We start from the raw sequence: 14,438 nt of genomic DNA on the forward strand, positions 1-14,438 counted from the left end.
GCTCGGTTTTCAGCTTGTGATCGACAGTCCGTGCGCCTCCGTAGCCGGACCGAGGGGGATTATGCGGTTCCGGTTCCACCGGCTCGCCGCGGTGGCGCTGACCGCTGCCGCGCTAGCCGGTCTGACGACCGCATGCGGCTCGGATTCCGGTGCCGGCCAGGAGTTTTCACGCTACGGCTCCTACTCGATCCAGCGCCCGGGCAACGCTTACGACGAAGGCGCGAGCAAGGCGCGGGGCCGATTGGCGGAGGGATTGCGGCTCGCCGACCACATCGTCTTCGGCAGTGATGTCGCACCGGAATTGACCGCCGGCCGCGGCGGCAAGGTGCTGTACGGCGCGCACGGCCTGGAGAACGCGACCGGCGTCTTCGCCTCGGCGCTACAACCTTTCGACCTGCTCGGCGCCTACATCGCCGACGCCGCCGACACGGCGTATCTCGGTGCGCACGAGGACCACTACCAGCTGACGGTGGCGCTGCTCTCCTTCCCCGACGACCAGACCGCCACCGCAGCCGCGGCCGCCATGGAGGCCGAGAACTTCGGGGCGAACAAGGACAACGCCCCCATCGCCCTCCCTGATCAGCCTGCCGCACTGAGCCATTGGCGTCCGGATCGCGCCAATATGGGCAGCTGGATGGCGTACAAATCCGTGGTGATCGCCCTGTACGTGCAGATCCGGGAGGTGAACCTGGATCGTCTGGTAGCCATCGCGAGCAAGGCATACCAGCAGCAGGTCTCCCAGCTCGCCGACTACACCCCGGTCGCCGCGGCCGATATCCCGAATCTGAAGCTCGACCGCGACAAACTGCTGACCCGCCTGGTGCGAACCGGTGACGACATCCCGGATCAGCGCGACTTCGCCGTCTACGGCCCCCGGGCTTTCGCGGTGTCCAGCCTCGATCCGGCCGCCGACGCGAAGCGGTACCGGGACGCCGGCGTCGACTCGATCGCGGTGTCTGGCAACAAGTATCTGTATCAGCTGCCCGACAGCGCCGCCGCCGGCAAGTTCGCCGCCCGGCTGACCGCCGATCCGACTGTGTCGAAGTACGTGCCCGCGGCCGGGGTCGCCGACACCCCCGAGATCTCCTGTTTCCAAGCCACCCAGGCGAATCCAACCGTCGCGGGCGCCCGCCGCTTCCGCTGCGTGATCCCGCACGGCAAGTTCGTCGCGGAGGTCTTCAGCAATCAGGAGCCGGATGTGCAGCAGTTGGCGGCGGCCGAGTACGCGGTATTGAAGGACGGCGAATGAAGGGCTTGGGTTCCAAGGATCCGGAATGGCTGGGCCGCAATCGCATGGTGGCCGTGATCGGTCAGGGCGGGATGGGCCGGGTGCTGCTCGGGCAGGCGCCGTCGGGAAGACTGGTGGCGGTCAAGCGGATTCACCCCCATCTGGCCGGCGATCCGGAGTTCCGCGCCCGCTTCCACCGCGAGGTGCAAGCCAGCAGCAAGGTGACCGGCGCCTATACGGCCGCGGTGGTCGACAGTGACACCGATTCGGAAACACCCTGGCTGGCAACCGAATACATCCCTGGCCCGTCGCTCAAGACGGTTGTCGAGGAGACCGGCCCGCTCTCCCTGGGCGGATTGCGACTGCTGGCGGCGGGTCTGGCGGCGGCGCTGATGGAGATCCATCGCGCCGGCCTGATCCACCGAGACCTCAAGCCCGCCAACGTATTGCTCTCCACCGACGGCCCCCGCGTCATCGACTTCGGCATCGCCCGGGCGCTGGAGGGCGACGCCCAGCTCACCGCCACCGGTTCGGTGATCGGCTCCCCCGCCTTCATGTCACCGGAACAGGCGCAGGGTCACCCGCTAGCCCCGGCCGCCGATGTCTTCTCGGTCGGCACCATCCTGGCGATGGCGGCCACCGGTGAGAGCCCGTTCGCGGGCACCGCGACACCCCAGGTCCTCTACAACGTCATGTACAACCCGCCGGACATCACCAAAGTGCCGGAACCGTTGCGGGACATCGTCGGTCGCTGCTTGGCGAAGGACCCGGAGCAGCGCCCGACCCCCGAGGAGCTGATGGCCGCGGCCGGCGCGATCGAGGCCGAACCGGTGTGGCCGGGCGCGGTGCGCGAGGTGATCGCCACCCACCGCACCGACTCCGACTGGTGGGCCGAGACCACCGCCAAACACGCGAAATACGAAGCGCAACTGGCTGATCTGCGGGCTCGCCGCAAACGCACCATCCGCCGGTGCGCCGCCGCGGCCGGGGCCCTGGTCCTGTTGATCGCCACCGGGATCGCAGCGCGGGAACTGGGCCTGCGGTCCGGCCACGCCAATGCCATGAGCAACCCGTCGGTGACCTTGACCGGCGCGGAATGGCGGCTGCTGGATGTCTGTGCGCTGCTGGAGAAATCCGGCACCGCAACGGTGGGCAAACGCACCGCCGACCTATCCGGCAACACCACGGGCAAGTGCTCCGCGGGCTTCACCGACTCGTCGGGCCTGAAATGGTACCTGGAACTCTCCGACAGCGAGTCGGTGTCGGACACCCTCTCCAAGTGGACGCCGTCCGGTGGGTCGGCGGCGTGGATGCCGATCTACGGCTTGTTCAAGGACGAGCAGGGCTGCGAACGCCGAGTGGTCACCCAGAACACCCCGGCGGTGGTCCTCGCCGTGACCGCCAGGTCACAGACGAAGGGCCAGAACGGGTGCAAGGTCGCCGAGTCGGTGATCCTGTCGGCGGTGAACCAGCTGACCACCAATCCCCCGCAGCTGGCCTTGCCGCCCGATTCGATCCGGCGGATCGCGCCCTGCGCGCTGCTGTCCCAAGACGTAGCCGCGCAGGTGCTGGGCACCGGCGCGGGCCGCAAGGAGGACATCGACAGCTGCTACGTGGAGAGCAACGACTACTTCATGAGCCTGTCGATGACCGAGCGCACCCGTCCGGATCAGGCCGACTATCAGGGCAAGACGAAAGAGACCGTCCAGATCGCGGGCAGGACGGTCTACGTCGATGACCCGATGCCCAAATACGGCCGGGGGAATTGCGAATTGTCCTATCTGTTCCGGCCGACCAAGGACAAGAAGGCGGAGGTGGCGTACGTGATGCTGGGCAATTGGAAGAGCCAGGACGCCGCCAACTGCGAGAAGGCGAAGCAGATCTTCGCCGCGGTACTACCTCAGCTGCCGAAATGACCGTCAAGCACCTGGCTCCCGGTGATCCGCGGCAGATCGGCCGGTACCGGATCCTGGGGGTATTGGGCGCGGGCGGTATGGGCCGGGTACTGCTCGGCACCGGCGCGGACGGCCGCCTGGTGGCCATCAAGCAGGTGCACGGCCATCTGCTCGACGAGAACGAGTATCGCGCCCGCTTCCGCCGGGAAGTGACTGCGACGACCCGGGTTTCGGGCGCCTTCACCGCACCGGTCATCGACTTCGATATCGATGCGCCGTCCCCGTGGCTGGCGTCGGCGTTCGTGCTGGGCGTGCCACTGGATCAGGTGGTGTCGGAATGGGGTCCGCTCCCGGTGCCCTCGCTGCGCATGCTCGCCGCCGGACTCGCGGCCGCATTGGAGGCGATTCACCGCGCCGGCCTGGTGCATCGAGATCTCAAGCCCGCCAATGTGCTGCTGGCCGCCGACGGCCCCCGGGTGATCGATTTCGGGATCGCGCAGCTGGCCGAGAATCCGGGCGGCCTCACCGAAACCGGTTCGACCCTGGGCTCTCCCGCGTTCATGTCGCCGGAACAGGCGCTGTCGGAACGGGTTACGGCCGCCTCCGATGTCTTCTCGCTGGGCGTGCTGATGATGAACGCCGCGACCGGGACGAGCCCGTTCGCGGCGCCGACCATGGCCTACACCCTGTTCAATATCGTGCACATCGAGCCGGAGTTGTCCGGGGTGCCGCCGGAGTTGCGCGAGTTGGTGGCCACCTGCCTGCACAAGGATCCGGCGGCGCGCCCCACGCCCGCCCAGATCCTGCATCATCTCGGTCAGCCGGAGCTGTTCGGGCGGCCGTGGCCGGAGCCGGTGCACGCCGAGATCGACCGGCGGGCAAGCAAATTGACCGTCCTGACCGCCGATCCGGAAGGGACGTCGGTGCTGCCGGGTGCGCGCCGACGGCCGAATCCCACGCACGCCGACGTGGCGGGAGCGCGGCCCTCCGGTCCCCGGCGCCGCCGATCCAGGATCTTGGTCGCCGCCTTGGCCGCGGTCCTGGTCGTGGCGGGCACGGCCGGTGCGGCGTGGTGGCGCCGGAGTGAAAATGCGCAAGCGGGCTCGACACAGCTCACCCTCGCCGAACTCCGGCAGACCGATGCCTGCGGCTGGTTGCGTATGGCACTGGGCGCGGCTCTACCCGACAAGCTGGTGCCGACCTGGTCGCTGGACGTCTCCGAATGGAAGTTCGAGACCGCGGCCGATTGGGGCTGCCACGTGGTCGGCGGCAACAACCAGTCACTGACCTTCGAGCCGGGCGGATACTTCGACCGGCTCTCCCCCACCGGCACGACGCTGGCCGGACGGCCCGTGCTCGGCGCCGCCTACGGCGACTACAGCTGCGAGCGCGGCCTGCAAACCGCTGGGACACAGGAGCATTGGGGCTTGAAGGTCATAGTGGGCAAAAGCGACCAATGCGCGCTGGCCGATTACGCGCTCACCGAGCTGATCGCCGTCACCGCACCGGCGCGCACCGGCGACGACCGCTCGCTGGCGCGCGTGGACCCGTGCACGCTGGTCGATCGCGACACCCTGACCACGCTGCTGGGCCCGCAGCCGGACGACCCCGCGCAGGTATCCGCGCACGGCTGCGGCTGGACCGGCTCCGCCGACGTGAACGTGACCGCGGAGTGGGCGGCACAGGTCGCCGACCGGGACCCCGTGATCGACCTGGGCGACGGCCACACGCTGGTGGCCCCCACGAGCACGGTGGCCGCCATCTGCACCCGCTACTACCGCTACCGGGAAGCCGGCGGCGGGACCGAGCAGGTGCAGATCAAGGTGCAGGGCGGACCGAACGCCGAGCTCAACTGCCGCACAGCGGAATCCGTCGCACGCGTGGTGGTGGCGAAGCTGCCGAAATGAGTCCGGCCCGCTCCGGGTCACCCTCGGACCCGGAGCGCGCCGGAGGTCATCACCACGCGGGTAGGCGTCGCCGTCCGGCCAGCACGTCGCGTACGAGATCATCGTAAGCGTCGGACAATTCAGCCAAATGGTGCCAAGCACCGTGTAGCACTTCATCATTCGCGTCAAGGGTCATCAACGCGTGATGCGCGCGTATGGAAGCCTCCGCCAATCGATCGATGACCGAACCGACTGTTTCGGTGTGCAAGGTCGCACCCAGCCGATGCTGGGGAACCGAGCGCACGATCCAGTCGTCGATGGCCATTACCAATTCGATTCGGCGGCGCTTGTTTTCGATGATCGACGTCGGATCGGTGTCGGGGCCGGTGCCGCCGCGGCCGACCAGCCTGCGCTCATGCAGTACGGCCAGGTCATGAGCGAACCACAGCAAGGGTCCGCCGATGACGCGGTGACCGCGGCATGCGCGCAGGAGCAGGTCGGAGGTCGGTAATAGACCGGTGACCAATGACGACGCCTCGACGTCCCCATACGAAGGGGACATGTCGGGCAGTGCCACAACAACCGTATTCGATGTCTCCGAACCTGCCACGTTGCCTCGACTTCATCGACGTAAAACAACACCGCATTCAGGACGTTCATTACAATAAACCTCGGAATGCGCTTGTCAAGCCTTACACGGCAGTAGGCCCCCGGGAGTAGACTTCTGGGCCTTGAAGCAACAACCGAGGAGCGAGATGGCGGACGGTCCGAGATACCAACGGATCGCAGACCTCCTCCGCGAGGAGATCCGCGCCGGCAAATGGAAACCGGGCGATCGACTACCGAGTCACAACGAGCTGGCCGATCAGATGCAGGTCTCGATCACCACGGCTCGCAATGCGATTCAGCTCCTGGTCGCCGAAAACCTGGTCTACACGGCAACTTCCAGAGGCACCATCGTGCGCAGCCGGGAAGTGCTGGAATCCGTTGTCACCAGCCCGATTCGGCCGGACCGACCCCGGACCGCGCGCGATATCTTCGTCGAGATCGCGCTCGCGGCCGGCCGAGAGCCGTCCAAGCAGTTCAGTGCCCGCATGGAACCGGCCAGTCCGGAGGTGGCGCATTGGCTCGGGGTGGAAAAGGACGAATGGGTGGTATCGCGCACCATCATGCAGTACCTGGACAACGAGCCGTGGTCCTGGGAGGTCAGCTTCTACCCCAGAGACCTGGCCGAGGCGACCGGCATCGACTGCCCGCACGACATCCCGGAGGGCACCACCCGGCGACTCGCCGAGCGGGGCTTCGCCGAGACCGCGCACCGCGACACCGTGGTCGCCCGGCCGGCCACCGCCGAGGAGGCCGTCATCCTCGGGATCGGCCCGGGCACAGTGCTGTTGGACCATCTGCGCATCGGTGCGAACCACGAGCGGATCACCCGGGTCACCCGGCACCGCTCCACGGCCGCACGCAATCGCCTGGCCTACGAGCTCGGCGACGACCTGGGTACGGAGATCATCCGCAAGACCCTCGGCTCGCCGCCGCCACCGGCCAATGCCCACTCCTTCGAGAGTTCCCTGCTACCCAGTTCGCCATGACTCCGCACGTCCGCCCGGCCCGACTCGCCGATCTGGGAACCATCACCAGGTTCCGCCTGCAACGCACCCATTGGCTGGCCGCCCGCGGCAGTGATCAATGGACCCGGGCCGGGCGCGGACTCCCCATCGAGCTCTTCGCCCGGGCGGTGACGCGCTCGGTGCGGGACGGGGAGACCTGGATCGCGGAGGTCAACGGCGAGCCCGCGGGCACCATCACGGTGAACGACCGTGCCGATCAAGGGCTTTGGTCGCCGGCCGAGCTCGCCGACGCGGTCATCGTGCACTTCATGATCGTGGATCTGCGCTTCGCCGGAAACCGCATCGGCCAGACGCTGCTGGCGCACGCCGGTGCGGTAGCGCGCGAAAAGCACCGGGACTGGGTGCGTTTGGATGCCTGGACCACGAATACCGCTCTGCACGAATACTATCGGCGCGCCGGCTTCCGGCTGGCGCGCATCGCGGGGCCCGACGCCACCGGCCCCTCGACCGCCCTGTTCGAACGCCGCACCGACAGCTGGCCCTGCCTGACCCGCTGGGACACCGGGGTCTCCCACCCGGTCCACGTGCTCGGCCCGGGGCACCAGGGCGCGGTCGCGGGCCGGCGGACGGTGCTCGCGGATCGCCGGACCGGTGATCGCGCGGACGCCACCGTCGCGGCGCTCGACCTGGGCCGCACCCGAAACCGAACGTTTGGTTAGACTCCCCGGCAAGTAGTTCGGCATCCACATCGGGGAACGGAGTGGACCTAGGGGCGGGGGCGCTTTTTCGTGCGCACATTTTCGCGGGCATGGTCGGCCTTGGCATTGACGGCGGTGCTGGTCGCCGGTGCGCCGGCCTGCGGTTTGGACTCCGGCGCCACGGCGGATCCGGTGGTGGAGCTCGGTCAGCTGGAGGTGGGCGGCTACGCCACCCAGCCCAAAGCCTTCGAGCCCAAGAACCATCAGTTCGTGGGGCGGTTCTTCGAGGCCGAGGCGCTCGGCACGGTCGTACCGCTGACCTCGGCGATCGACCCGTCGATGAAGGTCAACCGGCAGGAGATCGTGCACGCCTTCCTCGGCCCCGGGGACGGCTATCTCAGCCCGATGTTCTCCTACCTGGACAAGACCGGATTCGATACCGACGCACCCGGATTCGTCGGCGGCTTCGCGAGCACCGGCCAATCCGAGACGGATCAGGCCATCGGCAATTCGATGTCGGTGTCGGTGCTGCTCTTCCAGACCGAGGCGCAGGCGACGGCCGCGGCCACCGCGCTGGCCGCGCGCGGCTTCTACAACAACACCGGGCGGCCCGAGGCGATCACCCCGGTGCGGTCGGGTAAGTATCCGGAGACCACCTTCAGTTTCTACGCCGAGCAAAAAGCACTGGCCGGCTGGTATGCGACCGGCAAGTATGTGATCGTGCCGCTCGTCGACAGTCCGGAGGACAGACAGCTGGGCATCACCGACCCGGACAAGCTGCTGGGGCTGGCGGAGAACGCGATCCGGGTGGTTGCCGAAAAGGTGCCGGCCTTCCGGCCCACCGCCGTCGACCAGTTCTCGCAGCGCGACTTGGATCCGGACAAGATGCTGTACCGGACCCTGACCAGACCCGAGGGCGATTCGTACGAACAGCCGCCCGGTGTCTATGACGCCACCACCGACCTGCATTTCGCCGAATTCCCCGAGCGCACGCGAGCGATGTATGAACGCGCGGGTGTCGATCGGGTCAGCTACGGCGCGACGCAACTGGTGCGCACCCGTGATGCGGCCGCGGCCAAGCGCTACCTGTCCGAGGTGACCAGCGACAAGTACATGGTCGCCGCCGAGGCCCCTAAGGGATTGCCCGGCGCTCGCTGTCAGAAGTACCGGGGTCCGATCCGGGCGGCGGTTCCCTACTACTGCTACGTGGCATACGACCGGTATGTGGGTTTTGCCTGGGCGTCGCAATTATCGGAAGCCCAGCAACGCATTTCGGCCCAGTACGCGATTCTGGCGAACAGTAAGTAAGGCGAGCGCATGGCATTCCTTCGCACCACTCCGGCCGTCCGGCGCTTGTTCTCCTGCGCCGTCGCCCTCACCGCGGTCGCCGGCGCCACCGCGTGCGGGCCGTCGGTCTCCGGCAGTCCCGCCGCCGGTGAACCGGATATCCGCCGTTTCGATGTCGGCCAATATTCGGTGCTCCCGTTGGACTATCGGGCCCAGTATTCGCACAAGGTGTATCAGGGCAAGGAACTCGGCGCGATGCGTCTGGCCGGTTTCGTCGCCACCGGCGCGGAGATCGATCCGAACCTGAAATACGGGCGCGAGGGCTACGGCATCACCACGGCCGAGAACGTCGGCAATGTGCTGGCCGCCGTCGATACTCCGATCATCAACGGCAGCAATATGATGTTCGGGTTCAGCATGGCCGCGGCCGACACCGATCCCGGCACCCGCGACAAGACCGTGCAGCGGGAAGCCAATCGCACCGACGGCAGCAATTCGGCCAAGACCACCAGCGTCAATATCGTCGTGCTGCAATTCCCGGACGCCGAATCGGCCGCCAAGATCGCCGCCGATATCGAGGCCGCCGACTTCGCGGTGGCCGCCGACGCCAATCAGGCGGTCACGCTGGAGAAGTATCCGGAGGCGAAAGGCCATTGGCGGCCGGGGATTCCGAGCCTGGGCGTCACGCTGGCGCACGGCAACTATCTGATCAATGTCTTCATCCAGAAGCCTTCGCCCGAACTGGCGGAGTTGAAAGCCCTGGCGCAACAGGCTGTTTCGGTGCAGCTGCCGCTGCTCGATCAGCTACCGCCGCTGACCGCGCGCGATATGGTCCGCCAGGATTACGATTCGCAGGGCATGTTCCGGCGCACCCTGCACCCCAAGGACAGCCCCGATCCGGCCGTCAATACCGAATGGGTCTTCACCGCGCGCGGATTCCTGCACCAGGTCACCGAACAGGATCGCTGGCGAGCGATGCTCGACCCGTCCGGTGTCGATTTCGTCTCCCAGGCCAAGGGCGGCGCGCTGTTGTTGCGCGCCCGCGACGCCGGTGCCGCCGCGTCGTTGACGACCGCTATCACCGGCAGTTTTAAGAACAAAGCTAGTGCACCCCAAGGTGTCCCGGATGTCATATGCGAGGAGGCCGCCGATCCCAAAACCACCGAACGCTTCCGGTGCGTCGTCCGCTACAGCCGCTATGTCGCTCTCGTCGCCAGCAATCAGCTGACGGACGCGCATCAGCGCGCCGCCGCACAATACGCACTGCTCGCCAATGCCGAATGGATGTAGAGAGACATGAGTATCGGACCGGGTTCCGTGATTGGCGGATACTACATCGAACGCGTCCTCGGCGCGGGCGGCATGGGCACCGTCTATCTCGCCAAACATCCCGCCCTGCCGCGACGGGACGCCATCAAGGTACTCAGCACGCAATTCTCCGCCGATGCCGAATTCCGCACCCGTTTCCAGCGGGAAGCCAATCTCGCGGCCGCCCTGGATCATCCGAATATCGTCTCGGTCTACAACCGCGGTGAGGAGAACGGGCAACTCTGGATCGCCATGCAGTACGTGGACGGTGTCGACGCCGACGCCGCCATGAAGGCCGACCCGCGGTCGATGACCCCGCATCGGGCCTTGCGCATCATCGGCGAGGTCGGCCGCGGTCTCGATCACGCCCACCGTCGCGGCCTGCTGCACCGCGACATCAAACCCGCCAATTTCCTGCTCTCCCAAGGTGACGGCGACGAGGAACGGGTGCTGCTCACCGACTTCGGCGTGGCCAAATCCACCGCCGACACCAGCGAACTCACCCAGGCCGGCAGCTTCGTCGCCACCATCGCCTACGCCGCCCCCGAACAACTCACCGGCGGCCACCTCGACCACCGCTCCGACATCTACGGCCTGGCCTGCTCCTTCTTCAAACTGGCGACCGGCCGCAACCCCTACCCCGGCGCCCAGCCGGCCATGGTGATGATGGCCCACCTCACCGAACCCCCGCCCCGCATCTCCGCCGTCATGCCCGGCCTGCCGCCCGCCCTGGACGAAGTGCTGGCCGTGGCCATGGACAAGGACCCGGAGCACCGCTTCGACACCTGCCACGAATTCACCAAAGCCCTCGAATCCGCCATGCATTTCGGCGTCTCGGGCCTCACCATGCACACCCTGCCCGGCCGAATCCCGCTCGACACCAGCACAATCCAGCGCACCGGCCCCCGACCCGCCGCGCCAAGGGATCACACCCAATCCGCGGCGACCGAGCAAACCACCCTCAACCCGGCCCGCCGCCCCAACCGCAAACGAATCTGGATCGCCGCCGCCGCAGCAGCCGTCGCGGTCGCACTGGCGGCCGGCATCGGCATCTGGTCCACCCGCGGCACCCCCACCGACCAAGCCGCCCCCACCCAAAGCGCCACCCCCACCCCCACCTCCGCCCCGACCACCCCCGAGGAAGCCCGCCGCCAAAACCCCGCCTTCGAAGGCAAAACCATTGCCGCGGTAGACATCTCCGGCACCTCCGGCTACAACGCCACCGTAGCCCTACACCTCAAACCCAGCCCCCAAGCCACCTTCTTCCAAAACCTGGGCTTCGTCTACCACCCCGCCTGCACCACCAAATCCGACGAACCCACCCCCCGCCCAATAATCCGCTACGAACCCTCCGCCCTGGACCAAATCGACTCCGGCTACCTCCTGGCCGTCCGCAGCGACACCGCCTCCGGCGGCGGCGGCCTGGTAAACCTCCCCAACGTAGTCCAAAGCCGCCGAGCCTCCGTCATGGTCCTCGACGACCCCGCAGCCGTAGAAGCCCTCCGCAACTGGACCGACCAATCCGAACGCATCCTCCTCGAAAAACTCGTCCCCGTCCTCCGCAAGAGCGTGAAGTAGCTCAGGATCGGATCTTCGGGTAGACGGCATCGGCGAGTTCCTCGGCCCGGGCACACAGATCATCCAGCGTGACGGTCGGGGCGAAGTGGTTACTCATCTCGATCCGAACGTGTCCACCGGCGGTCGGCCAAACGACGGCGCACGTCGCATAGCTTCGACCGGTGTCCGCCGAGGTGCGAACCCGCTGTGCGGTAACAGCATTCGCCACACGCATGGATTGTGATCCCGCCTCGACGGGTGCTGGGGCCGTCGACAACGTAATTGCGCCGGACGCACTCCCCTGCTGTAGTTCCCGCCAATCACAACGACGTTGATCCGCAGTACTGCTGGGCAGTTCGACACTCCCGAGCCCGAAGGCCGAAGCGGGATTGCCACGGTCACCGAGAAGATCGCAAGGGTTCTGCATCCCGGCAGGAGCCGCTTGGGCCACCGCACTGGAGATTGTCGTCGTCAACGAGGCGGGCGATGACTGCCACCCCGACCAATCAGGCTGCGCGTCACCCCCTCCCGACCGGCCCACCAGGTACAACAACACAATCGTGACGGCCAGCACGCCGACCCCGATTCCGATGGCGAGCCGCCGCCGGGAGGAACTCTGCTCCGTACCGTGGACGAACGCCGACGGCTCCTCCCGGGGCATCGCGGGTATCCGATGCGACGCGAACAGCGGCTTCTCGAGCGGCGTGAGTAATGGCTGCTGACGCTCCCGGAGTGCGGCACGTTCCTGTGCGAGTCGCGCCAGCGAGGACACGGAGCCATGCGCGTTCTCACCACGTTCGGCGACCGCTCGTCGCTGCGCTACCTTCGCTGCCTCATCCGCCGCTCGTTGCGCGCGTGCGGCGGCCTCGGCTTCTTCGGCACGCTGCGCGGCCCGCTCCGCTGCCGCTCTACCACCGGCCAGACCCGCGAATTGCGAGACCGGCGAATCGTTTCGGACGGTGGGCGCACTGCGCGGATATCCACTCGCCAGCGCCGCTTCGACGGCCTCGGTGAACTCCTCACAGCTGCGATAGCGTTCCGCCGGATCTTTCGCCAGCGCCCGGGACAGGACCGCGTCCACGGCTGCGGGCAAATCGGCCCGCAGCGCGGTCAAACGTGGCGGAGGCTGATTGACGTGCCCCATCATCACCTCGAGCGGCTGTGTTCCCGGAAAGGGAGTCTGCCCGGCTACGAGGCGATAGAACGAGCAGGCCAGGCTGTAGATGTCGCTGCGCGCATCGACCTGCCCTCCGGATAGTTGTTCCGGCGAGGCATAGGCGATGGTGGCGAGAAACGTACCGGTACGAGTAAGTTCCGTGTTCCCGTCGGACTGCTTGGCAATCCCGAAATCCGCGAGCAACACCCGCTCTTCACCGTGATCTTGCGGAGCCAGCAGAAAGTTGGCGGGTTTGATATCGCGATGCAGCATGCCACTGCGGTGGGCGTAATCGAGCCCCTTACCGATCTCGGAGACGATCCGCAGCGCACGCCGCGCGGTCATACTCGCGGGATCCCGCTCGACCGCGGTCGCGGCATCGGTACCCGGCACGTACTGCAAGGCAATCCACAGGCAGCCCTCGTCCTCCCCTTTGTTATGAACCGTCACGATATTCGGATGATCCAGCGTCGCAGCGAGTCTCGCCTCCCGCTCGAACCGCGCCCGAAACTCGGCATCGCTCGCATGATGCGGCCACAACACCTTCAGCGCGTCGTAGCGAGGCAGGGCAGGGTGCTGGGCGAGGTAGACCGTGCCCATGCCGCCGCTACCCAAGGCGCGTTCGATGCGATAACCACCGAGAACGGTACCGGGACCGATGTTCACTCCGGATCCTTCCTGATACTGCTGCCCATCTGAACCGTGGTCCTCAGCGTCGCGTCGTGGGTGGGTGGGTGCTCGTGGCGGGGGTGGTTGTCCAAGTCTGCTGAGGTGAGTCGTCGGATCGATTGCCGTTGGCTGCCATACCCAGAATTACGAGAGCTGGGATCGTGAGGATGACGAATCCGGCGGCCTTCTTGCCGAAGCTGCTCGATTCCACCGATTCGTACCGTTGAGCCGGAGATCGATTCGATTTCTGTGCGGCTCTCGCCGCGGCACGAGCAGCTGAAGCATTCGTGAATCTGGGTGCTGCGGAGGCGTTTCGGACGGTCGGCAAGGTTCTCGCGTTGGGGATGGCGAGGGCTGCCGCCGCGGCGTCGGTGAATTCGAGGCAGCTGGCGAATCTGCGAGCGGGGTCTTTTGCCAGTGCCCGGTTCATGACTTCGTCCAGGGCCGGGTTCAGCTCCGGACGCACCGTGCTGATCTGCGGTGGAGGCTCGTTGATATGCCCCAGCATCACCTCGAGGGGCTGTGTTCCTGGGAAGGGAGTTTGCCCGGTGAGCAGGCGATAAAAGGAACAAGCGAGGCTGTAGATATCGCTGCGGGCGTCGAGACGCCCGCCGGAGAGCTGCTCCGGAGACGCGTACGCGACGGTTGCCATGAAGGTGCCGGTCCGTGTCAGCTCGGTATTGCCGTCCGCGCTCTTGGCTATGCCGAAATCTGCCAGCAGCACGCGTTCTTCGCCGTGCGTTTGCGGTGCGAGAAGGAAGTTCGCCGGTTTCACGTCGCGATGCAGCATGCCGTGGCGGTGGGCGTGATCGAGTCCCTTGCCGATCTCGGTCACGATGCGCAGCGCACGCTCGGGTGTCATCCCTGCTGGATCACGCTCGGCGGCAGTCGCGGCATCGGTGCCGGGAACGTATTGGAGAGCGATCCACAGGCAACCCTCATCCTCGCCCCTGTTCTGAACCGCCACGATATTCGGATGGTCCAGCGTCGCCGCCAGTTTGGCCTCACGTTCGAACCGGGCCCGGAATTCGACGTCCGAGACGAGATGGGGCCAGAGAACTTTCAGCGCGTCATACCTCGGCAGGGCGGGGTGCTGGGCCAGGTAGACCGTGCCCATGCCGCCGCTGCCGAGGGCGCGTTCGATGCGGTAGCCGCCTAGGACGGTGCCGGGGCCTATCAC

11 protein-coding genes are annotated in these 14,438 nt (G+C 66.8%); 8 read left to right on the plus strand and 3 right to left on the minus strand.

Annotation, left to right across the window (positions count from 1 at the left end; all coding sequences use genetic code 11):
- The first annotated feature begins 61 nt into the window (after nt 1-61).
- From NI1_RS12770 to NI1_RS12780, 3 genes are read left to right on the plus strand one after another with little or no spacing between them, the layout of a single operon-like run.
- Complete coding sequence (locus NI1_RS12770; RefSeq protein WP_067818970.1) at nt 62-1,249, plus strand: DUF7373 family lipoprotein; 1,188 nt, start codon at nt 62-64, stop codon at nt 1,247-1,249.
- On the plus strand, nt 1,246-3,144 hold the full coding sequence (locus NI1_RS12775) for a serine/threonine-protein kinase (protein ID WP_084523082.1): 1,899 nt from the start codon (nt 1,246-1,248) through the stop codon (nt 3,142-3,144). Before NI1_RS12770 ends, NI1_RS12775 begins: the two co-directional genes overlap by 4 nt.
- On the plus strand, nt 3,141-5,030 hold the full coding sequence (locus NI1_RS12780; RefSeq protein ID WP_067818973.1) for a serine/threonine-protein kinase: 1,890 nt from the start codon (nt 3,141-3,143) through the stop codon (nt 5,028-5,030). Before NI1_RS12775 ends, NI1_RS12780 begins: the two co-directional genes overlap by 4 nt.
- 49 nt (nt 5,031-5,079) lie before the next feature.
- Here the strand turns inward: NI1_RS12780 and NI1_RS12785 are convergent, their stop codons facing one another.
- A complete protein-coding gene (locus NI1_RS12785; RefSeq protein WP_245663188.1) occupies nt 5,080-5,586 on the minus strand; it encodes a DUF4254 domain-containing protein in 507 nt (168 codons plus the stop codon).
- 178 nt (nt 5,587-5,764) lie between these two features.
- On the opposite strand from NI1_RS12785, the gene NI1_RS12790 reads away from it, so the two are divergent.
- From NI1_RS12790 to NI1_RS12810, 5 genes are all read left to right on the plus strand, one after another.
- Nucleotides 5,765-6,604: a GntR family transcriptional regulator gene (locus NI1_RS12790; RefSeq protein ID WP_067818976.1), complete on the plus strand. Its 840-nt coding sequence runs from the start codon at nt 5,765-5,767 to the stop codon at nt 6,602-6,604.
- Nucleotides 6,601-7,302: a GNAT family N-acetyltransferase gene (locus NI1_RS12795; RefSeq protein ID WP_084523084.1), complete on the plus strand. Its 702-nt coding sequence runs from the start codon at nt 6,601-6,603 to the stop codon at nt 7,300-7,302. The genes NI1_RS12790 and NI1_RS12795 overlap by 4 nt, the downstream gene beginning before the upstream one ends.
- Before the next feature lie 69 nt (nt 7,303-7,371).
- Nucleotides 7,372-8,589: a DUF7373 family lipoprotein gene (locus NI1_RS12800; protein WP_157535086.1), complete on the plus strand. Its 1,218-nt coding sequence runs from the start codon at nt 7,372-7,374 to the stop codon at nt 8,587-8,589.
- 9 nt (nt 8,590-8,598) lie between these two features.
- Entirely contained in the window at nt 8,599-9,858 is a 1,260-nt protein-coding gene (locus tag NI1_RS12805) for a DUF7373 family lipoprotein (RefSeq protein WP_067818982.1), read from the plus strand.
- Nucleotides 9,859-9,864: 6 nt separating this feature from the next.
- A complete protein-coding gene (locus NI1_RS12810; RefSeq protein ID WP_067818984.1) occupies nt 9,865-11,454 on the plus strand; it encodes a serine/threonine-protein kinase in 1,590 nt (529 codons plus the stop codon).
- A gap of 1 nt (nt 11,455) precedes the next feature.
- On the opposite strand, the gene NI1_RS12815 is transcribed toward NI1_RS12810, so the two are convergent.
- Entirely contained in the window at nt 11,456-13,255 is a 1,800-nt protein-coding gene (locus NI1_RS12815) for a serine/threonine-protein kinase (RefSeq protein WP_067818988.1), read from the minus strand.
- Nucleotides 13,256-13,298: 43 nt separating this feature from the next.
- A complete protein-coding gene (locus NI1_RS12820) occupies nt 13,299-14,438 on the minus strand; it encodes a serine/threonine-protein kinase (RefSeq protein ID WP_067818991.1) in 1,140 nt (379 codons plus the stop codon).

The sequence above is a fragment of the Nocardia inohanensis NBRC 100128 genome (genome assembly GCF_001612945.1).
In the GTDB taxonomy this organism is placed as follows: Bacteria; Actinomycetota; Actinomycetes; order Mycobacteriales; family Mycobacteriaceae; genus Nocardia; species Nocardia inohanensis.